The organism is Metapseudomonas otitidis (assembly GCF_900111835.1).
GTDB lineage: Bacteria > Pseudomonadota > Gammaproteobacteria > Pseudomonadales > Pseudomonadaceae > Metapseudomonas > Metapseudomonas otitidis.
Genome location: NZ_FOJP01000003.1, coordinates 82,799 through 102,416, shown reverse-complemented (window position 1 = coordinate 102,416; position 19,618 = coordinate 82,799). Strand labels below are relative to the sequence as shown.

The window sequence follows — 19,618 nt, the reverse complement described above, 5'->3', positions numbered from 1 at the left end:
ACGGCCTATCTGCCAGGCCCTAGCATTACCCCTCATCGCGGGCCGCACTCAAGCGGCCCGCCCTTGCTCAAGGAGCGCATGGAAAGCCGATGGGTCGAGTCCTGAAGTCCTTCCGGGCCCTGTATTTCGCAACGTTGCTCATGCTGATCGGCTCCGGCCTGCTCAGTACCTACCTCGGCCTGCGCCTGGCGGCGGACAAGGTCGACGGCCTGTGGGTCGGTGCGCTGATGGCGGCCAACTACCTGGGCCTCATCATCGGCGGCAAGCTGGGACACCGGCTGATCGCCCGGGTCGGGCACATCCGTGCGTATGTCGCCTGTGCGGGGCTGGTGACAGCCGCCGTGCTGGGGCACGGCCTGCTGAGCTGGGTGCCTGGCTGGCTGTTCCTGCGGATGCTGGTCGGCCTGGGGATGATGTGCCAGTACATGGTGATCGAGAGCTGGTTGACCGAACAGGCGGAGCCTGGTCAGCGCGGCAAGGTGTTCGCCGGCTACATGGTGGCCTCCTACCTCGGCCTGGTGCTGGGGCAACTTGTGCTGGTGCTGCACCCCGGCCTTGGTCCGGAGTTGCTGATGCTGGTGGCGATGTGCTTTGCGCTGTGCCTGGTGCCGGTGGCGGTGACCCGCAAGATCCACCCGGCGCCTCTGCATCCGGCACCGCTGGAGCCACGCTTCTTCATACGGCGGGTGCCGCAGTCGATGACCACGGTGCTGGTATCGGGCCTGATGCTGGGTTCGTTCTATGGTCTGGCGCCCCTCTACGCCACGCGGCAGGGATTGACCACCGAGCAGGTCGGTCTCTTCATGGGCTGCTGCATCCTTGCGGGCCTGCTCGTGCAATGGCCTTTGGGCTGGCTGTCGGACCGTAACGACCGCGCCATGCTGATCCGTGGTGCGTCGGTGCTGCTGGTGCTGGCGGCCCTGCCGCTGGCGCTGATGCCCAGCGTGCCGATGGAGATGCTGTTCCCCATGGGGTTCCTGGTCTGCATGCTGCAATTCACGCTCTACCCGCTGGCGGTGGCCTTCTCCAATGACCACATCGAGGCGGAGCGCCGGGTGTCGCTGACGGCGATGTTGCTGATCACCTTCGGGGTGGGGGCGAGCATCGGCCCGCTGCTGACCGGCGCGTTGATGAAGCAGCTGGGGCCGAACATGTTCTATGCGTTCGTCAGTGTCTGCGCGTTGATCCTGGTGGTGCGTGTGCGTCCCGACAAGGTCACCGGCCTGCACCGGGTGGACGAGGCTCCGTTGCAGCACGTGGCAACACCGGAAGTCAGCTCGCCGCTGGTGGCCGCGCTTGATCCTCGCGTGGATGAGCAGGTGGTGCAGGAGCAGATGACTGGGGAGGCTTTCACGCCACCCCCAGTTCCCGAGGAGCCTGAGGCGCCCCGCCCGAGCTGAATGCTCGGGCGGAGAACGGCTAGAAGAGATCGTCCTTGTCGAAGCGCCGGGCTTCGCGTTGGAGCTGGTAGACGAAACGCTCCACGAGGCGTTGCTCGGGGCCGTTCATGCGGTAGAAGCGAACGCCCGCCAGGGTGATGTTCAGCTTGTCGTTGTAGCTGAGGTGGCGTAGCTCAACGGGGGTGAGCAAGGTGCCGAATGGCAGGCGAGCGCTGAAGCGCTCGTAGACCTGGCCTGTCTGCAGCTGTTGGGTGGCGTCACCGGCGAAGCGCAACTTGCAGCCGGTGGCGGAAATATCCAGCATCTCGCCGTTGATCCCAGTGGGCAGTCGGTCTCCGGCCAGCTCGATGGGGACGGGCTGCCCTTTCAGCAAGGGCGCGCGGAAGGCGTTGCGGCGTTGGTGATAGGTGACTTCTTCCGGCAGGGGGCACCAGTAGCAGGGGGCTCCCTGATGCTCGCCTACCTGCACGGGCTGGCGGCATTCCCAGGCGATTCTGACGCCATCATGGAAGCCTTCCACGCGGAAGTACTCCCCCGCGCGAATGAATCGTTCGCCGTCGTTGGGAACCATCTCGTCAAGGGCGATGCGTTTGCGATCCTTGTCGACTTCCACCAGGAAGCTCTGGAAACGCTGGCTGCGCTCATGGAAGGTGACGACCAAGGGGTCATGGCTTTGCAGCAGGAGGCGAAGATTGGCCTGGATCTCCACAGGTGCCTTCAACACCTTGGGGGGTTGTGGGCCATCATCTTCGTTGAATGCGTTGGACACGGTCCAGGTCTCTCCAAACACATGGGGCTCGGGGCGCCAGCATACTGGCAATGTGCCCCGATGTCCTGGCGCTTCTTATTGTTTCAGGCCTGGCTGAGCGGGCGCTGACGCGGGATTTTAGCGGCGCCCCCTCGGCTGTCATAGAGGCTGGGGGTTTCCTGGCCGCGGAGGATGGCCAGGGTGTTGTCGACACTGGTCTGGCTGGCGCGAATCAGACGGCCGTTGCGCAGGTTGCCCGCCTGGCACTGTTCAAGTACATCGCTCAGCGTTGCACTGCGTGTCAGCAGGTCGGCTCCGACCGGGGAGCGTTCGGCCAGGGCGGCCAGTCCGGCGCGATCGACACTCAGTCCGAGCGCATGCAATGCGTCGGCGCGAAGGCGGCCGTGCTGGTCGAGGAGGGCGAGCAGGGGTTGCTTGTCCGAAAGGATCTGCTCGAGTTGCGGCAGGTCACGTTCGGTCAGTGCCTTGAATTCGTTATCGATCAGCTCAAGTAGGCGCTGTGCGTGGTCGATATCGTGGTTGAGCAGGTCGAGCAGTTCGGTGTCGTGCATTTCGGGCTCTGGGGATCGGGCGTCCAACATCCCCAGCGCTGCCCTTGGACTAGCGCTGGGATTCGAAATCGAGCAACTTGCTCGCCACGCGCTGGCTGTCTACCTGGTAGGTGCCGTTGGCGATGGCTTGCTTGATCTTGTCGACCCGCTCCCGGTCGACGGTGGGCAGGTCGCGCAGCTTGTCGGTGACCTTCTGCAGTTGCTGGGCATCGCTGCTCAGTTGCACGTTTTCACCGCTACGGGGGGACGTGGCAGCCGGCTCGCTGGTGGTCTGGCTGGCGCTGGTCTGGTTGGCGGTAACGCCTTCGTTCTTGCCGGCGTTGCCGGTACGTCCCGCGCTGGCGGGCGTGTTGGCATTATTGAGCCGGTTGAAGTCGATGACCATGATGCAGAACCTCTGGGTGTTATGGACGCTTACCGACCTTATCGACCAGGCCCAAACTAACTTTAGGGCAACTTCCGAAAAAATTCCCGGATGCGGTGTGGCGCTGGAAAAACGGCACTCTACACGAATTGACTCCATGCCATACAAGAGTCGTGCCTACATGGCGACTTCCACTTGCCCAGGGCCGGTTACGCGGGCTTTGACCACGCGTTTGGAGTTGAGGTTGCGTACGCGTATCTGGTCACCTATGGCCCCCGCGGAAAGTGCCTCGCCCGGCATCTTGACCTGGACGGTGGAACTTCCGGCACTGATTACCACCTGATCACCCTTGTGGACTACCTCGGCCATTTCTACGTGGGTCGGCGTCAGGATCTGATCGACCAGGACAGGGCGCGTGAGCTTGTAGCCTTCCGCTTGGGAAGGCGCCGTAAGGTAGCCCTGGGAGAGCAGCCCCACATCACGTTCGACCAGGTTGTAATCACGGGAGGACAGTTCTTCCCCTTTGCGCATCGGGCGCGCTGCGACTATTACATTGCGGAAAAGCCGGACCTGGGTAGGGACGAAGACCGACCAAGGAGTGCTGCCTTCGCAGCGAACCTTGACCGTCACCCGTCCGACCGGCTGTGCCGGGCTCTCCAGGCTGACCGTCAAATCCCTGTCGCAAGTGGCGAGGCGCAGGCGTGGGTCCAATCGGCTCACCTGGATCTCATAGCGTCCCTCGATGCCGCTATTCTGGAGATATTCCTCTACCTTGAACTCAAGAAACCCTTCGGTGGAGCCGATAAGGACTTCGGGCGGCGTGAGTCCTTCTGCCTGTGCGCCGTTGTGGCTCAGGCAGAACAAAACGGGTAAAAAGGCCCATGACCGGTGGCGGCGATGTGCTATCAAGTGTCGGAAAAGCGTCGTTATCGGATTCATGCAATTCAAAAAAGCAAGGCTCGTGCCGCCTGCTAATCTATGGCGAAGCGTCCTGAAGCTCAAAAGGGGAGAGTCCTGGCATGGCCGGTGTATTGGATTCGGTTAACCAGCGTACGCAACTGGTGGGGCAGAACCGCCTGGAGTTGCTGTTGTTCCGGCTGGATGGACCCCAGCTCTACGGGATCAACGTGTTCAAGGTGAAGGAGGTGCTCCAGTGCCCCAAGCTCACCATCATGCCCAAGTCCAGCCCGGTGGTTCGGGGCGTGGCGAATATCCGCGGGGGGACCATCCCCATCCTCGACCTGTCCATGGCGACGGGGCGCAGGCCGCTGAGTGATCTCAAGAACAGCTTCGTGATCATCACGGAGTACAACAGCAAGGTTCAGGGGTTCCTGGTGCGCTCGGTGGAGCGCATCATCAACATGAACTGGGAAGAAATCCATCCGCCACCCAAGGGCACCGGGCGTGAGCATTACCTGACCGCGGTCACGCGCGTCGACAAGAACCTGGTAGAGATCATCGACGTGGAGAAAATCCTCGCCGAAGTCGCGCCGACCTCGGAGGTCATCTCCGAAGGCGTGATCGATCACGAGACCCAGGCCAGTGCCGTCACCAAGCGCGTGCTGATCGTCGATGACTCGTCCGTGGCGCGCAAGCAGCTGGTCCGCTGCCTGGAGACGGTCGGGGTGGAGGTGGTCTCGTTGAACGATGGCCGCCAGGCGTACAACTACCTGCATGACCTGGTCGAGCAGGGCAAGGCGCCGGAGAAAGAACTCCTGATGATCATTTCCGACATCGAGATGCCGGAGATGGACGGCTACACCCTGACGGCGGAGATCCGTGGCGATCCGAGAATGCAGAAGCTGCACATCCTCCTGCATACTTCGCTCTCCGGCGTATTCAACCAGGCGATGGTGAAGAAAGTTGGCGCGGATGACTTCCTCGCCAAGTTCCGACCTGACGAGCTGGCTTCGAGGGTGATCGAGCGGATCAGGATTGCGGACGGGGCGTGAGGGGGATTCCTTCCCCAGGTACAGATATGAATGAGGCGGCCCTAGTGTCTTCAGGTAACTTGGATTTCGAGCAGTTCCGGACTTTCCTGGAAAAAACCTGCGGCATATTGCTGGGAAGCAATAAGCAGTACCTGGTTTCCAGCCGTCTGAACAAGCTGATGGAACAGAACGGCATCAAGACGCTGAGCGAACTGGTTCAGAAGATCCAGAACGCCCCGCGCAGCGGCCTGCGAGAGCAGGTCGTGGATGCGATGACCACCAACGAAACGCTCTGGTTCCGGGATACCTACCCCTTCGAAGTGCTCAAGGGCCGCATCCTGCCCGAGCTGATCAAGGCCAACCCGAACCAGCCCCTGCGGATCTGGTCGGCGGCGAGCTCCTCCGGGCAGGAGCCGTTCTCCATCTCCATGGCCATCGACGAGTTCGAGCGGACCAACCTGGGCCAGCTCAAGGCCGGTGTGCGCATCGTCGCCACCGACCTGTCCACGGCGATGCTCGCGGCCTGCCGTGCTGGCGAATACGACAGCCTGGCGATGGGGCGTGGCTTGTCCCAGGAGCGGCTCACCCGCTTCTTCGACCCGAAAGGGCCGGGACGCTGGGTGGTCAAGCCGGCGATTCGCAATCGCGTGGAATTCCGTGCCCTGAACCTGCTGGACAGCTACGCCTCCCTCGGCAAGTTCGACATCGTGTTCTGCCGCAACGTGCTGATCTACTTCTCCGCCGATGTGAAGAAGGACATCCTCACCCGCATCCACGCGACCCTGAAACCCGGTGGCTACCTGTTCCTCGGGGCCTCCGAGGCGCTGAACGGCCTGCCGGACCTCTACCAGATGGTCCAGTGCAACCCGGGCATCATCTACAAGGTGAAGTGACCGGTGGTGATCCTGAAAGGAGGCGCAAGCCTCCTTTTTTGTGCCTGCCATTCGGTCGTGCCGCCTTTTGCCGCTGGGCGGCAATCGCCTCTGCCGCCTTGCCACCCTGACCTTGGCAAAGCGGCAAGCCCTTACCGCTGATCTCCGTTCTGTCGTCCTGAATTCATCTCAACCCTTTGTTTTAAAAGGATTTTAAAAATTGGCACAGCCCTTGCTGAATGTCCGGCAGACAAACCGTCATTGCCGCACGGCAAAGGTTGGAAGAGATGAGCATCAGTTTCGAAAGCGCCCTTGGCATCCACGAGTCGGCCCTGCGGTTCCGCACCCAGCGTGCCGAAGTGCTGGCCAACAACATCGCCAACGCCGACACGCCCAACTACAAGGCGCGTGACCTGGACTTCTCCTCCGTGCTCGCCGAGCAGGCGGAGAAGGCTTCCAAGGGCACCTTCCAGGCCACGCTGACCAACGCGCGCCATATCGCGGCCGAAGGCACCGGCATGCTGGATGAGTCCCTCAAGTACCGCACCCCGTTCCAGCCCTCGATCGACCAGAACACCGTCGACCTGCAGCAGGAACAGTCCAGCTACACCGAGAACTCCGTGCAGTTCCAGGCCAGCTTCACCCTGCTCAACAGCAAGTTCAAAGGGCTCGTCAGCGCACTGCGCGGCGAGTAAGGAGAACGACCATGTCCCTGTCCAGCGTCTTCAACATTGCCGGCACCGGCATGAGTGCCCAGAGCACCCGGCTGAACACCGTCTCCAGCAACATCGCCAACGCCGAGACCGTGTCCTCCAGCATCGACAAGACCTACCGCGCCCGCCACCCGGTGTTCGCCACCATGTACCAGAGCCAGCTCAACGGCCAGGGCAACGACCAGGGCTCCCTGTTCGCCCCCGAAGACGAGTCCGGTCGTGGTGTCCAGGTGCTGGGCGTGGTCGAAGACCAGAGCGCGCTGGTGCCGCGCTACGAGCCGAACCATCCCGCCGCCAACGCGGACGGCTACGTGTACTACCCCAACGTCAACGTGGTCGAGGAAATGGCGGACATGATCTCCGCCAGCCGAGCCTTCCAGACCAACGTCGAAATGATGAACACCGCCAAGCAGATGATGCAGCGCGTGCTGACCCTGGGTCAGTGAGTGCGTGAGGGAGCGACAAGATGAGCGTTGACGTAGGCGCCACCACCAGTTCTTCGGTACTGGATCAATACAAGCTCAAGGAAACCACCAAGTCGAAGGAGCTGGGCAAGGACCAGTTCCTCCAGTTGCTGGTGGCACAGATGAACAACCAGAACCCGCTGGACCCGCAGACCAACAGCGAGTTCGTGGCGCAGCTTGCCCAGTTCAGTACCGTCGAAGGCCTGGACAACCTGAACAAGAGCGTCAACACCATCCTCTCCAGCACCCAGTCTTCCCAGGCGCTGCAGGCGTCCTCTCTGGTCGGGCGCAAGGTCATGGTCCCCTCCAGCAAGGCCGTGGTCGATCCTGCCGAAGGGCTCACCGGCACCGTCAGCCTCACCAGTTCCACGTCCAACCTCTACGTCAACGTGCTGGACGAGAAGGGCAACACCGTCAACCGCGTCAACCTGGGTGCACAGAAGGCCGGTGCGGTCAGCTTCACCTGGGATGGCAAGGACTCCAGCGGCAACGCCGTTGCCAAGGGCACCTACACCTTCAAGGCCGAGGCCGGGGTCGATGGCAAGACAGTCGCCATGGGCACTGTCCTCCCGGCCAACGTCGACAGCGTCACCCTGGGCCAGAACGGCGGGGAAATGACGCTCAACCTCGCAGGGCTCGGCAGCATCGCGCTTTCCAAGGTCCAGGTCATCGGTAAGTAATCGTCGACGCTGTCGGCGCAACAGGAGCATCCCATGTCGTTCAACATCGGCCTCAGCGGCATCCGCGCCGCCTCCAGTGACCTCAATATCACTGGCAACAACATCGCCAACGCCGGGACCGTGGGCTTCAAGCAGTCCCGTGGTGAGTTCCAGGACCTGTACTCGGCGTCCGTGCTGGGCTCCGGCAGCAAGACCATCGGCAGCGGCGTGCTGCTGGCCAACGTCGCCCAGCTCTATAACCAGGGCACCATCGACTACACCGAAAACGCCCTCGACCTGGCCATCAACGGCAACGGTTTCTTCGTCACCAGCAACAACGGCGCCATCAGCTACACCCGTGCCGGCTACTTCGGTACCGACAAGAACGGCTTCATCGTCGACAACAACGGCTACCGTCTCCAGGGTTACACGGTAGATGCCAGTGGTGCGCTGCAAAGCGGTGTGGTGGGTGACCTCACCATCAAGACCAACAACCAGCAGCCCAAGGCCACCGCCACCATCACCCAGCCGTTCAACCTGAACTCCAGCAACACCCCGCCGACGGTGTCGCCGTTCAACCCGGCCGACCCGAAGAGCTACAACTCTTCGACCTCGGTCAACATCTATGACTCCCAGGGCAACCCCCACGTCATGACCCAGTACTTCGTCAAATCGGCCACACCGGCGAACACCTGGACCATGAACGTGCTGATCGATGGCCGTAATCCCACCAACCCGGCCTCCACCACGCCCATGAGCACGCCGGTGGGCTTCACCACCTCCGGCCAGCTGGACACCTCCACCTTCGCCAACACCGGCGGCTTTGCCGTCAACGCCGACGGCACCCTGGGCATCAACGGCTGGGTGCCGGCCGTGTCCAACGGCGCCACCCCGCCGGTGTGGAGTGCCAACGGTGCCGCTGCCGCCCCGAGCATCACCTTCGATATCCGCGGCTCCACCCAGTTCTCCAGCGCCTTCGCTGTTGCCAGCGTGGCCCAGGATGGCTACACCACCGGCCAGCTGGCCGGTCTGCAGATCGATGACAAGGGCATGATCTACGCCCGCTACACCAACGGTCAGACCCAGCTCCAGGGCCAGGTCGTCCTGGCGAACTTCGCCAACGTCCAGGGCCTGACCCCGGTGGGCAAGACCTCCTGGGTCGAATCCTCCGAATCCGGTGCGCCGGTGATTGGCACCCCGCGTGCCGGCACCCTGGGGGCTCTCCAGTCCGGTGCCCTGGAGTCCTCCAACGTGGACATCTCCACCGAGCTGGTCGACCTGATCGTGGCGCAGCGCAACTACCAGGCCAACGCCAAGACCATCGAGACCGAGAACGCGGTGACCCAGACCATCATCAACCTGCGTTGAGTGAGTGGCCGCCGCCCGTCAAAAGGGTGGCGGCGACCTTGCCGCTGGCGGCATCCCCTCGCCGCCACGGCATTCCAAGGCCTCCATGTGAGGCCTTTTTCTTTTTGCTTTTTCCTTATTCGTCAATGAGTTGTCTCGATTTTGCAGGCCTGGCACAGCAATTGCTGTAGACCCTGCAAAGCAATGCGGGCGTCAAAAGCCCACCTTGGAGACCTCCATGGACAAGATGCTCTACATCTCCATGACCGGTGCCAGCCAGAACACCCTGGCCCAGCGCGCTCATGCCAACAATCTGGCGAACGTGTCCACCACCGGGTTCCGTCGCGACTTCGAACAGGCGCGTTCCATGCCCGTGTTCGGCGACACCTTCCCGGCGCGCGTGTTCGCCATGAGCGAACGTCCCGGGACCGACTTCACCCCCGGTGCCCTGCAGGAGACCGGGCGCGACATGGACATCGCCATCGGCGGGGAGGGCTGGATCGCCGTGCAGGCGCCGGACGGCAGCGAAGGCTACGTGCGCACCGCCAGCCTCCAGGTGGACGCCAACGGCCAGCTGCGAGCCGGCAATGGGTTGCCGGTTATCGGCAACGCCGGGCCGATCGCCATCCCGCCGGAGCAGAAGGTGGAGATCGGTTCCGACGGCACCATCAGCATCCGCGCCCTGGGCGAGGCCCCCAACGTGATGGCCGAGGTGGACCGCATCAAGCTGGTCAACCCCGATCCCAAGCAGCTGGAGAAGGGCCTCGATGGCCTGATCCACACCAAGAACAAACAGCCGGCGGACGTGGATGGCACGGTCAAGCTCACCTCGGGCTTCCTCGAGGCGAGCAACGTCAATGCCGTCGAGGAGATGACTGCGATCCTCTCCCTGTCCCGTCAATTCGAACTGCACGTGAAGATGATGCGCACCGCCGAGGACGACGCCGCGGCGATGGCACGGGTCATGCAGCTCAGCTAACAACCAGTACGCGGCGCCATGACTTCGGCGCCCGAGGAGAATGACGATGATTCCGGCACTTTGGGTCAGCAAGACGGGTTTGGCGGCTCAGGACATGAACCTGACCACCATCTCCAACAACCTGGCCAACGTCTCCACCACCGGCTTCAAGCGCGACCGCGCCGAATTCCAGGACCTGCTCTACCAGATCCGCCGCCAGCCCGGCGCCCAGAGCACCCAGGACAGCCAACTGCCCAGCGGCTTGCAGCTGGGTACCGGTGTGCGCATCGCCGGCACCCAGAAGATCTTCACCCAGGGCAGCCTGCAGACCACCGAGCAGCCGCTGGACCTGGCCATCAATGGGCGCGGCTTCTTTCAGATCCTCATGCCGGACGGCACCGTCTCCTACACCCGCGACGGCAGCTTCCACCTGAACTCCGACGGGCAGATCGTCACCAGCCAGGGCTACCCCCTGGAGCCGGCCATCGTCCTGCCCGCCCAGGTCCAGACCTTCACCGTCGGCGAGGACGGCACCGCCTCGGTGACCACCTTCGGCAACCCCACGCCCCAGGTGATCGGCAACATCCAGACCGCCGACTTCGTCAACTACAGCGGCCTGCAGGCCATCGGCAACAACCTGTTCCTGGAGACCGCCGCCAGCGGTGCGCCGCAGGTCGGCACCCCGGGCCTCACCGGCCTCGGCAACGTCCTGCAGAACACCCTGGAGAACTCCAACGTCAGCGTGGTGGAGGAGCTGGTGGACATGATTACCACCCAGCGTGCCTACGAGATGAACTCCAAGGTCATCTCCACCGCCGACTCCATGCTCGGCTACATCTCGCAGAACCTGTAACGCCCCGAGGTAAGTTGTCATGAACCGGCTGCTCATCATCGCCCCGTTGCTCGCCACCCAGCTCCTCGCCGGGTGCGTCGCGCCGCCGCCCAAGCCGAACGACCCGTACTACGCGCCGGTGCTGCCCCGCACCCCAATGCCGGCCGCGCAGAACAACGGCGCCATCTACCAGCCCGGGTTCGAGACCAACCTCTACAACGACCGCAAGGCCTACCGCGTGGGTGACATCATCACCATCACCCTCAACGAGCGGACCCAGGCCAGCAAGAACGCCAACTCGCAGATCCAGAAGAACAGCAAGGCCAACATCGGCCTGACCTCCCTGTTCGGCGGCGGCGTCTCGATCAGCAACCCCAGCACCAAGCTGAACCCCCTGGAAGCCGAAGACCTCACGCTGTCCGCCGGCTACAACGGCACCCGTGACGCCAACGGCACCTCCAAGGTAGGGCAGAGCAACAGCCTGACCGGTTCCATCACCGTCACGGTCTCCGAGGTGATGCCCAACGGCATCCTCGCAGTACGCGGCGAGAAGTGGCTGACCCTGAACACCGGCGACGAACTGGTGCGCATCGCCGGCCTGGTGCGTGCGGACGACATCGGCACCGACAACACCGTGTCTTCCACCCGCGTGGCCGACGCCCGTATCACCTACTCGGGCACCGGCGCCTTCGCCGACGCCAGCCAGCCGGGCTGGTTCGACCGCTTCTTCATGAGCCCGCTGTGGCCGTTCTGAGCAGGTAGCGCGACATGAAACGATTCACCGCAGCCCTTTGCCTGTTGCTTGCCAGCACCCTCGCTCATGCCGAGCGGCTGAAGGACCTGGCCAGTATTCAGGGCGTGCGTAACAACCAGCTGATCGGCTACGGCCTGGTGGTGGGCCTCAACGGCACCGGCGACCAGACCACCCAGACGCCCTTCACCCTGCAGACCTTCAACAACATGCTGGCCCAGTTCGGCATCAAGGTGCCGGCGGGTTCGGGCAACGTGCAGCTGAAGAACGTCGCCGCCGTCTCCATCCATGCCGACCTGCCGCCCTTCGCCAAGCCCGGCCAGACCCTGGACGTGACCATCTCCTCCATCGGCAACGCCAAGAGCCTGCGCGGCGGCAGCCTGCTGATGACCCCGCTGAAGGGCATCGACGGCAACGTCTACGCCATCGCCCAGGGCAACCTGGTGGTGGGGGGCTTCGACGCCCAGGGCAGCGACGGCTCCAAGATCACCGTCAACGTCCCGTCGTCCGGCCGGATTCCCGCCGGTGCCACTGTCGAGCGCCCGGTGCCGAGCGGCTTCGACCAGGGCAACACCCTGACCCTGAACCTCAACCGCCCGGACTTCACCACCGCCAAGAACATCGTCGACAAGCTCAACGAACTGCTTGGCCCAGGCGTTGCCCAGGCCATCGACGGCGGTTCGGTACGGGTCAGCGCCCCGCTGGATCCGAACCAGCGCGTGGACTACCTCTCGGTGATCGAGAACCTGGAAATCGAATCCGGCAAGGCCGTGGCCAAGGTCATCATCAACTCGCGCACCGGCACCATCGTCATCGGCCAGGACGTGCGCGTGCAGCCGGCCGCCGTCACCCACGGCAGCCTCACCGTCACCATCACCGAAGACCCCATCGTCAGCCAGCCGGGCGCCTTGTCCGGCGGGCAGACGGCCGTCGTACCGCGTTCCAAGGTCAAGGCCGACCAGGAGGCGAAGCCGATGTTCAAGTTCGCTCCCGGTACCTCGCTGGACGAGATCGTCCGCGCGGTCAACCAGGTGGGGGCGTCTCCTTCCGACCTGATGGCCATCCTCGAGGCGCTCAAGCAAGCCGGCGCTCTCCAGGCTGACCTGATCGTGATCTGAGGTAGCGATCATGGACTCCAGGCTCACTACGGGCCTCGCCACGCGCGGGGCCATCGACTCCGGTGCCTTCACCGACCTGAACCGCATGGCCCAGTTCAAGGTGGGCAAGGGGCGCGACGGCGAGGAAAACGTCAAGAAGGTCGCCCAGGAGTTCGAGTCGCTGTTCGTCAACGAGATGCTGAAGTCCATGCGTGCCGCTGGCGACGTCTTCGCCGAAGGCAACTTCCTCAACAGCAACGAGAGCAAGACCTACCGCGACATGTACGACCAGCAGCTTGCGGTCACCATCTCCAAGGGCCACGGCATCGGCCTGGCCGATGTGCTGACCCGCCAGTTGAGCAAGACCAAGTCCACCGGCAAGGCCAACCCCTTCGCCCAGGTGGCCGAGACCGCCGGAGCCCAGTGGCCGCAGAAGGGCAGCAGCCCGGTGGCTGCGCCGGAGGCGGGCCGGGACGATTCCAAACTGCTGGCCCAGCGCCGTATCAGCCTGCCCAGCCGTTTCACCGACCGCCTGTTGGCCGGCATCGTCCCGCCCGCGGGTGCCGCAGACGGCAAGCAGGCCCTGGCCGGTTCCGACTGGTTGCCGGCCAAGTCCTATGGCGCGCCCGAGCGTGGCGTGGCCTCGGTGGACGGCGACAACGCGGTGATTGGCCGGCGCATCGCCCAAACGCCGCTGGCACCGGGCAAGCCTGCCTTCAGTTCGCCTCAGGAATTCATCGACACCATGATGCCCATGGCCCAGGAAGCGGCGAAGAGCATCGGCGTCGATCCGCGCTTCCTGGTGGCCCAGGCTGCACTGGAGACCGGCTGGGGCAAATCCATCATCCGCCAGCAGGACGGCAGCAGCAGCCACAACCTGTTCGGCATCAAGTCCCACGGTTGGGACGGCCAGTCGGCCCGCGCCGTGACCACCGAATACAAGGACGGCGAAGCCGTCAAGGAAGCGGCCTCGTTCCGCGCCTACGACTCGTACCGGCAGAGCTTCCGTGACTACGTGAGCTTCCTGCAGGGGAATGACCGTTACCAGGACGCACTGGCCGTGACCGACAAACCCGAGCGCTTCGTGCGCGAACTGCAGCAGGCCGGCTACGCCACCGACCCGCAGTACGCCCGCAAGGTCACGCAGATCGCGCGCCAGATGCAGACCTACCAGGCCGTCGCATCGGTCGGTTCGGTGCCCAACTCATGAGGATGAGCAATGGCTGACCTTCTCTACATCGGCCTGTCCGGCCTGCGCAGCACGCAGACCTCGCTGACCACGACCGGACACAACATCAGCAACGTCAACACGCCCGGCTTTTCACGCCAGCAGACGGTGCAGCAGACCAACCTCCCGCAGTTCACCGGCGGCGGCTACATCGGTTCCGGCAGCCAGGTGACGGATGTGCGCCGCCTGGCCAGCGAGTTCCTCACCTCGCAGCTGCGCACCGCCACCAGCCAGAACAGCGAGCTGCAGGCATTCAAGAGCCAGATCGAACAGCTCGACTCGCTGCTGTCCAGCACCACCACCGGCATCAGCCCGGCGCTGAAGAGCTTCTTCACCTCGCTGCAGACCGCCTCCCAGGACCCGGCTTCCCTGGCCGGGCGCGAGGCCGTGCTGTCCCAGGCCAAGAGCCTCTCGGACACCTTCAACACGCTCTACAGCCAGTTCGACAAGCAGAACGAACAGATCAACAGCCAGCTCGGTGCGCTGACCACCCAGATCAACTCACTGGCCGCCAACGTCGCCTCCTACAACGACGCCATCGCCAAGGCGCGTGCCAACGGCGCCGAGCCCAACGACCTGCTGGACGCTCGCGAAGAGGCGATCCGGCAGATCTCCGAGATGGTCGGCGTGAAGACCCTTGAGCAGAAGGACGGCACCCTCAGCCTGTTCATCGGCACCGGCCAGCCGCTGGTGGTGGGCAACTCCGCCTCCACCTTGAAAGCCTCGCCGGGCGTCAACGATCCGTCGCGCTACCAGATCGAGCTCATCACCGGCGGCGTCTCGCAGATCGTCACCGACCAGGTGACCGGCGGCGAGATGGGCGGGCTGATTGCCTACCGTGATACCGCGCTGGACCAGTCCTACAACGCCCTGGGCCAGCTCGCCATCACCATCAGCGACACGGTCAACAAGCAACTGGGCCAGGGCCTGGACCTGGTTGGTCGGGCCGGCAGCCCGCTCTTCGCCAATATCAACTCGGCCCAGGCGGCATCCCTGCGTGTACTGGCGGCTACCACCAACACCGGTACGGCCAGTGGTGTCCTCAACATCACCAACACCAGCCAGATGACCTCCAGCGACTACCGGCTGGACTTCGACGGCACCAACTTCACCGCGCTGCGCCTGTCCGACAACGCCAGCATGACCGTCACGGTCACCGGCACCGGCCCCTACACCCTGAGCTTCGCCGACGCCTCGGGCGTCAACCAGGGTTTCCAGGTGCAGTTGAACGCACTGCCGGCCGCCGGTGACCGTTTCACCCTGCAGCCGACCCGTCGCGGCGCTGCCGACTTCGGCGCGACGCTGCAGTCCGCCGACCAGTTGGCGTTCGCCGGTTCGGCCCGCGCCGAAGCCACCACCAACAACCGGGGTACCGGCGCCATCGGGCAGCCGGCGCTGGTGAACGGCCCGTCGCCCATCGACCTCACCGACCTGCAGGACCTGTTCGGCACCACCGGTCGCAAGCTGACGTTCGATTCGACCACCAACACCCTGACCGGCACCTTGCCGCCCGGCGCGACCCTGAGCTACGTCTCGCCGTCCACCACGGCGCTGACGCCCGGGCAGAACAACACCCTGCGGCTGAACTACACCGACCCGTCCACCAACAACAGCTATACCTACGAGTTCACCGTCTCGGGCATTCCCCAGGGCGGCGACAGCTTCACCCTGGCCTTCAACACCAAGGGCACCGCAGACAACCGCAACGGCCTCGCCCTGGTGGGGTTGCAGACCAAGCAGACGGTCAACATCGGTGCCACCAGCGCCACCTACAACGACTCCTACAGCGCCCTGGTGGAGAAGGTCGGTGCGCTCACGTCCCAGGTACGGGTCAATGCGGCTTCTTCCGAGGCGGTACAGAAGCAGGCTCAGGACAGCCGTGACTCCCTGTCGGGCGTGAGCCTGGACGAAGAGGCCGCCAGCCTCATCCGGTTTCAGCAGTACTACAATGCCAATGCCCAGGTCATTCAAGTTGCGCGGGCGCTGTTCGATACCCTGATCGGCGCCTTCAACTGAGGCTGATGCGATATGAGAATCTCCACCATCCAGGCCTTCAACAACCAGGTTGCCGGCCTGCAGCGAAACTACTCCAACGTCACCCGCACCCAGGAACAGATCAGCACCGGCAAGCGCCTCCTCACGCCGGCTGACGACCCGGTGGCGTCCGTGCGCCTCCTGCAGCTCAGCCAGGAGGAGTCGCTGAACGGCCAGTACAAGTCGAACATCACCGCCGCCAAGAACAGCCTCAATGCCGAAGAGGCCGTCCTGACCTCGGTGGGCAACGTGCTGCAGCGCATCCGCGAGATTGCCGTACAGGCGGGCGACGGTGGCCAGGACTCCACCGACAAGGCAGCTCTGGGCACCGAGCTGCAACAGCGCGAGGACGAGTTGCTCAGCCTGCTCAACAGCCGTGACTCCAGCGGCAAGTACCTGTTTGGCGGCTCCCAGGCCGACACCGCGCCGTTCGTCCGCAATGCCGACGGCACCTACAGCTACCTGGGTGACGAGGGGCGGCGCGAAGTGCAGGTGGCCAGCAGCACCTTCCTCGCCCTAGGTGACAACGGCAAGGCGCTGTTCGAGGACGTGTTCAACGCCAACCGCGTTACCACCTCCCAGGGGACCGTCGGTACCGGCAGTACCGCGCGCATCGCCCAGGGCCTGGTGGTGGACAAGGTCGATTACGACACCATCTTCCCCGCCAGCAACCCGCCAGCGGCCACCGATGCCATCGGCATCCATTTCCTCGACTCGCAGAACTATGTGGTCTACAACCCGGCCACTCTGCCACCGGGCTACAACTGGGCCACCTACAACCCGGCCACGCCGCCCACCGGCCAACTGGCCACCGGGGCGTTCGATACCAATACCGCCACCCCTAATTTCGTCACCTACGGTGGCGTCAAGGTGCAGATCGACGGCAAGCCTGCCACCGGCGACGACTTCAGCATCAACCGCAACCCTTCCCAGGAGAAGCGTGGGCTGCTGAACGTGGTCTCCGACCTGCGCAAGGCCCTTCAATCCTCCTCTGATGGCCCGGTTGGGAACCTGCAGATTCGTGATTCGGTGGCGGTGGCACTGTCCAACCTCGAAGCAGTGAATACCAAGGTACTTGCCGTGCAGGGCTCCATCGGTGCGCGCCTGAACACCCTGGAGACCACCGAAGGGTTCGTCGACGACGTCAGTCTGGTGAACAAGGCCGTGCAATCCGAGCTGGAGGACCTGGACTATGCCGAGGCCATCTCGCGCCTCACCATGCAGTCCACCATCCTGCAGGCGGCCCAGCAGAGCTTCGTCAAGATCAACGGCCTGAGCCTATTCAACTTCCTCAACTGATCGACCTTCTTTGCACCGCTGGTGGCGCCCTGTCCCTGGGACACGGCGCCGCCTTGCATTCCGGTGGGTTGGCACCATGCTTGCTTCGTGACCTGAAAACCGAATAGAACGCCATAATTCCGTCAGCACGACAGGCGCAGGGCCGTCGGCGAAGCCGGTGGCGGCAGGGCAGGGGAGAACACGCATGTTCGATGGCAAGTCCGTATTCGTATCCGGAGGCACCGGCTCGTTCGGTCGCTCCTTCATCCGCAGCCTGCTCAAGCGCTACCAGCCCAAGCGCGTGGTGGTGTTCTCGCGGGACGAGCTCAAGCAGTACGAGATGCAGCAGGAGTTCAATGCCCCCTGCATGCGCTACTTCCTGGGCGACGTGCGCGACGCCGACCGCGTCCAGCAGGCCCTGCGCGGCATCGACCTGGTAGTCCACGCCGCAGCCCTCAAGCAGGTGCCGGCCGCCGAATACAACCCCACCGAATGCATCCGCACCAACGTCGGTGGCGCCGAGAACATCATCAACGGCGCCATCGCCAACGGCGTGCAGAAGGTGGTGGCGCTCTCCACCGACAAGGCCTCCAGCCCCATCAACCTCTACGGCGCCACCAAGCTGCTGAGCGACAAGCTGTTCGTTGCCGCCAACAACATCACCGGCGATCACCAGACCCGTTTCGCCGTCGTCCGCTACGGCAACGTGGTCGGCTCGCGGGGCTCGGTGCTGCCGTTCTTCCGCAAGCTGCTGGCCGACGGCGCCCGCGAGCTGCCGATCACCGATGCGCGCATGACCCGCTTCTGGATCACCCTCGACCAGGGCGTCGACTTCGTCATGCGCAGCTTCGAGCGCATGCAGGGCGGCGAGCTGTTCGTGCCGAAGATCCCCTCCGCACGCATCACCGACCTGGCCGAGGCCCTCGCACCGGGCCTGCCCCATCGCCTGGTGGGCATCCGCCCCGGCGAGAAGCTGCACGAGATGATGATTTCCCGCGATGACAGCTCCCACACCTGGGAATTCGACAGCCACTTCGTCATCGCCCCCTCCATCAACTTCAACATGCAGTACGACTACGCCTGTGACGGCCTGGGAGGGATCGGGCGGGCCGTGGAGGAGGGCTTCGAGTACGTCTCAGACAGCAATCCCCACTACCTCAGCGTCGCCGAACTGCGCGAGCTGGCCGAGGCCTGGTCCTGAGCATGATTCCCTACGGACGCCAGAGCATTTCCCAGGCGGACATCGACGCCGTCGTCGAGACCCTCAACTCCGACTGGCTGACCCAGGGGCCGGCCATCGAGCGTTTCGAGGGCACCTTCGCCGCCCGCTGCGAGGCCGCCCACGGCATCGCCGTCAGCAACGCCACGGCAGCCCTGCACATCGCCTGCCTGGCCCTCGACCTGGGCCCGGGGGACTGGCTCTGGACCAGCCCCAACACCTTTGTCGCCAGCGCCAATTGCGCGCTCTACTGCGGCGCCCGGGTGGACTTCGTCGACATCGACCCGCGCACCCTCAACCTTGACGTGGACCTGCTGGAGGTTCGCCTCGCCCAGGCCGAGCAGCGCGGCCGGTTGCCCAAGGTGCTGGTGCCGGTGGCCTTCGCCGGGCAGAGCTGCGACATGGCGCGCATCGCCGCGCTGGCCCGGCGCTACGGCTTCCGCGTGATCGAGGACGCCTCCCACGCCGTCGGCGCCGCCTACCTCGGGCGCCCGGTGGGCTGCGGCGCCCATGCCGACATCAGCGTGTTCAGCTTCCACCCGGTGAAGATCATCACCACCGGCGAGGGCGGCATGCTCACCACCCAGGACCCGCACCTGGCGGAGCGCCTGCGGCGCCTGCGCAGCCACGGCATCACCCGCGACCCGGCCGCGATGACTGAAGCCAGCCACGGCCCCTGGTACTACCAGCAGCTGGAACTGGGCTTCAACTACCGCATGACCGACCTGCAGGCCGCCCTCGGCTTCTCCCAGTTGCAGCGCCTGGAGGCCTTCGTCGCCCGTCGTCGTGCCCTGGCCGAGCGCTACGACGAGTTGCTCGCCGACCTGCCGCTGCGCCTGCCGGGGCGCCAGGAGGGGGCCGACTCGGCCTGGCACCTCTACCCGGTGCGCCTGCGCCTGGACGCCATCCGCCGCAGCCACTGCGAAGTATTCGAGGGGCTGCGGGCCGCCGGCATCGGCGTCAACCTGCACTACATCCCGGTGCACCTGCAGCCTCATTACCAGCGGCTGGGCTTCGCCCCGGGCGACTTCCCCGAAGCCGAGCGCTATTACGCCGAGGCCCTGAGCCTGCCGCTCTTCCACGGCATGACCGATGACCAGCAGGAGCGGGTGGTGCAGGCATTGACCCCCCTCCTGCGCTGAAGGAGACGC

General features: G+C 64.4%; 20 protein-coding genes. 16 read left to right on the top strand and 4 right to left on the bottom strand.

Annotation, left to right across the window (positions count from 1 at the left end; translation table 11 throughout):
* Positions 1-89: 89 nt before the first annotated feature.
* Positions 90-1,400: an MFS transporter gene (locus BM198_RS04760; RefSeq protein WP_074968181.1), complete on the top strand. Its 1,311-nt coding sequence runs from the start codon at positions 90-92 to the stop codon at positions 1,398-1,400.
* A gap of 19 nt (positions 1,401-1,419) precedes the next feature.
* Here BM198_RS04760 and BM198_RS04755 read toward each other — a convergent pair whose 3' ends face one another.
* From BM198_RS04755 to flgA, 4 genes are all read right to left on the bottom strand, one after another.
* Positions 1,420-2,169 (bottom strand): flagellar brake protein, encoded by a 750-nt coding sequence (locus BM198_RS04755; protein ID WP_074968179.1) that lies wholly within the window; start codon positions 2,167-2,169, stop codon positions 1,420-1,422.
* Positions 2,170-2,252: 83 nt separating this feature from the next.
* A complete protein-coding gene (locus tag BM198_RS04750; RefSeq protein WP_074968178.1) occupies positions 2,253-2,720 on the bottom strand; it encodes a flagella synthesis protein FlgN in 468 nt (155 codons plus the stop codon).
* A 49-nt stretch (positions 2,721-2,769) separates the two neighbouring features.
* Positions 2,770-3,105, bottom strand: a complete 336-nt coding sequence (gene flgM, locus BM198_RS04745) for a flagellar biosynthesis anti-sigma factor FlgM (protein WP_044408256.1) — start codon at positions 3,103-3,105, stop codon at positions 2,770-2,772.
* Between the two features lie 156 nt (positions 3,106-3,261).
* Positions 3,262-4,023 carry a flagellar basal body P-ring formation chaperone FlgA gene (flgA, locus tag BM198_RS04740; RefSeq protein ID WP_074968176.1) on the bottom strand — a complete coding sequence of 254 codons (762 nt, stop codon included), beginning with the start codon at positions 4,021-4,023 and terminating at the stop codon, positions 3,262-3,264.
* 80 nt (positions 4,024-4,103) lie between these two features.
* On the opposite strand from flgA, the gene BM198_RS04735 reads away from it, so the two are divergent.
* The 15 genes from BM198_RS04735 (at position 4,104) to pseC (ending at position 19,609) form a co-directional block, all read left to right on the top strand.
* Positions 4,104-5,036 (top strand): chemotaxis protein CheV, encoded by a 933-nt coding sequence (locus tag BM198_RS04735; protein WP_044408250.1) that lies wholly within the window; start codon positions 4,104-4,106, stop codon positions 5,034-5,036.
* Positions 5,037-5,080: 44 nt separating this feature from the next.
* On the top strand, positions 5,081-5,908 hold the full coding sequence (cheR, locus tag BM198_RS04730) for a protein-glutamate O-methyltransferase CheR (RefSeq protein WP_044408248.1): 828 nt from the start codon (positions 5,081-5,083) through the stop codon (positions 5,906-5,908).
* Positions 5,909-6,174: 266 nt separating this feature from the next.
* On the top strand, positions 6,175-6,582 hold the full coding sequence (gene flgB, locus BM198_RS04725; RefSeq protein WP_074968174.1) for a flagellar basal body rod protein FlgB: 408 nt from the start codon (positions 6,175-6,177) through the stop codon (positions 6,580-6,582).
* Between the two features lie 11 nt (positions 6,583-6,593).
* Positions 6,594-7,046, top strand: a complete 453-nt coding sequence (flgC, locus tag BM198_RS04720) for a flagellar basal body rod protein FlgC (RefSeq protein WP_074968172.1) — start codon at positions 6,594-6,596, stop codon at positions 7,044-7,046.
* A gap of 20 nt (positions 7,047-7,066) precedes the next feature.
* The gene (flgD, locus tag BM198_RS04715; protein WP_044408239.1) at positions 7,067-7,744 is read left to right on the top strand and encodes a flagellar hook assembly protein FlgD; all 678 of its coding nucleotides are present in this window, start codon (positions 7,067-7,069) and stop codon (positions 7,742-7,744) included.
* 33 nt (positions 7,745-7,777) lie between these two features.
* Positions 7,778-9,091: a flagellar hook protein FlgE gene (gene flgE, locus BM198_RS04710; protein WP_074968170.1), complete on the top strand. Its 1,314-nt coding sequence runs from the start codon at positions 7,778-7,780 to the stop codon at positions 9,089-9,091.
* Between the two features lie 217 nt (positions 9,092-9,308).
* Positions 9,309-10,049: a flagellar basal body rod protein FlgF gene (locus BM198_RS04705; protein ID WP_069560336.1), complete on the top strand. Its 741-nt coding sequence runs from the start codon at positions 9,309-9,311 to the stop codon at positions 10,047-10,049.
* A gap of 46 nt (positions 10,050-10,095) precedes the next feature.
* Positions 10,096-10,881: a flagellar basal-body rod protein FlgG gene (gene flgG / locus BM198_RS04700; RefSeq protein ID WP_074968168.1), complete on the top strand. Its 786-nt coding sequence runs from the start codon at positions 10,096-10,098 to the stop codon at positions 10,879-10,881.
* A gap of 19 nt (positions 10,882-10,900) precedes the next feature.
* Complete coding sequence (flgH, locus tag BM198_RS04695) at positions 10,901-11,614, top strand: flagellar basal body L-ring protein FlgH (protein WP_044408227.1); 714 nt, start codon at positions 10,901-10,903, stop codon at positions 11,612-11,614.
* Positions 11,615-11,628: 14 nt separating this feature from the next.
* Positions 11,629-12,729, top strand: a complete 1,101-nt coding sequence (locus BM198_RS04690; RefSeq protein WP_044408224.1) for a flagellar basal body P-ring protein FlgI — start codon at positions 11,629-11,631, stop codon at positions 12,727-12,729.
* A 10-nt stretch (positions 12,730-12,739) separates the two neighbouring features.
* Positions 12,740-13,918, top strand: a complete 1,179-nt coding sequence (flgJ, locus tag BM198_RS04685) for a flagellar assembly peptidoglycan hydrolase FlgJ (protein ID WP_074968167.1) — start codon at positions 12,740-12,742, stop codon at positions 13,916-13,918.
* A gap of 9 nt (positions 13,919-13,927) precedes the next feature.
* Positions 13,928-15,952: a flagellar hook-associated protein FlgK gene (gene flgK / locus BM198_RS04680; protein WP_074968165.1), complete on the top strand. Its 2,025-nt coding sequence runs from the start codon at positions 13,928-13,930 to the stop codon at positions 15,950-15,952.
* Positions 15,953-15,964: 12 nt separating this feature from the next.
* Positions 15,965-17,269 (top strand): flagellar hook-associated protein FlgL, encoded by a 1,305-nt coding sequence (gene flgL, locus BM198_RS04675; RefSeq protein WP_074968163.1) that lies wholly within the window; start codon positions 15,965-15,967, stop codon positions 17,267-17,269.
* 184 nt (positions 17,270-17,453) lie between these two features.
* Complete coding sequence (gene pseB, locus BM198_RS04670) at positions 17,454-18,449, top strand: UDP-N-acetylglucosamine 4,6-dehydratase (inverting) (RefSeq protein WP_044408214.1); 996 nt, start codon at positions 17,454-17,456, stop codon at positions 18,447-18,449.
* Between the two features lie 2 nt (positions 18,450-18,451).
* The gene (gene pseC, locus BM198_RS04665) at positions 18,452-19,609 is read left to right on the top strand and encodes a UDP-4-amino-4,6-dideoxy-N-acetyl-beta-L-altrosamine transaminase (RefSeq protein WP_074968161.1); all 1,158 of its coding nucleotides are present in this window, start codon (positions 18,452-18,454) and stop codon (positions 19,607-19,609) included.
* Positions 19,610-19,618 lie beyond the last annotated feature (9 nt).

What these genes read in the sequence shown, in the direction of transcription:
- flgK (WP_074968165.1), top strand. Translation starts at nt 13,928, where the DNA reads ATGGCTGACCTTCTCTACATCGGCCTGTCCGGCCTGCGCAGCACGCAG.
- flgM (WP_044408256.1), bottom strand. Translation starts at nt 3,105, where the DNA reads ATGGTCATCGACTTCAACCGGCTCAATAATGCCAACACGCCCGCCAGC.
- flgE (WP_074968170.1), top strand. Translation starts at nt 7,778, where the DNA reads ATGTCGTTCAACATCGGCCTCAGCGGCATCCGCGCCGCCTCCAGTGAC.
- flgB (WP_074968174.1), top strand. Translation starts at nt 6,175, where the DNA reads ATGAGCATCAGTTTCGAAAGCGCCCTTGGCATCCACGAGTCGGCCCTG.
- flgD (WP_044408239.1), top strand. Translation starts at nt 7,067, where the DNA reads ATGAGCGTTGACGTAGGCGCCACCACCAGTTCTTCGGTACTGGATCAA.
- flgH (WP_044408227.1), top strand. Translation starts at nt 10,901, where the DNA reads ATGAACCGGCTGCTCATCATCGCCCCGTTGCTCGCCACCCAGCTCCTC.
- pseB (WP_044408214.1), top strand. Translation starts at nt 17,454, where the DNA reads ATGTTCGATGGCAAGTCCGTATTCGTATCCGGAGGCACCGGCTCGTTC.
- flgL (WP_074968163.1), top strand. Translation starts at nt 15,965, where the DNA reads ATGAGAATCTCCACCATCCAGGCCTTCAACAACCAGGTTGCCGGCCTG.
- BM198_RS04705 (WP_069560336.1), top strand. Translation starts at nt 9,309, where the DNA reads ATGGACAAGATGCTCTACATCTCCATGACCGGTGCCAGCCAGAACACC.
- flgJ (WP_074968167.1), top strand. Translation starts at nt 12,740, where the DNA reads ATGGACTCCAGGCTCACTACGGGCCTCGCCACGCGCGGGGCCATCGAC.
- BM198_RS04750 (WP_074968178.1), bottom strand. Translation starts at nt 2,720, where the DNA reads ATGCACGACACCGAACTGCTCGACCTGCTCAACCACGATATCGACCAC.
- flgG (WP_074968168.1), top strand. Translation starts at nt 10,096, where the DNA reads ATGATTCCGGCACTTTGGGTCAGCAAGACGGGTTTGGCGGCTCAGGAC.
- BM198_RS04760 (WP_074968181.1), top strand. Translation starts at nt 90, where the DNA reads ATGGGTCGAGTCCTGAAGTCCTTCCGGGCCCTGTATTTCGCAACGTTG.
- BM198_RS04690 (WP_044408224.1), top strand. Translation starts at nt 11,629, where the DNA reads ATGAAACGATTCACCGCAGCCCTTTGCCTGTTGCTTGCCAGCACCCTC.
- flgC (WP_074968172.1), top strand. Translation starts at nt 6,594, where the DNA reads ATGTCCCTGTCCAGCGTCTTCAACATTGCCGGCACCGGCATGAGTGCC.
- pseC (WP_074968161.1), top strand. Translation starts at nt 18,452, where the DNA reads ATGATTCCCTACGGACGCCAGAGCATTTCCCAGGCGGACATCGACGCC.
- flgA (WP_074968176.1), bottom strand. Translation starts at nt 4,023, where the DNA reads ATGAATCCGATAACGACGCTTTTCCGACACTTGATAGCACATCGCCGC.
- BM198_RS04735 (WP_044408250.1), top strand. Translation starts at nt 4,104, where the DNA reads ATGGCCGGTGTATTGGATTCGGTTAACCAGCGTACGCAACTGGTGGGG.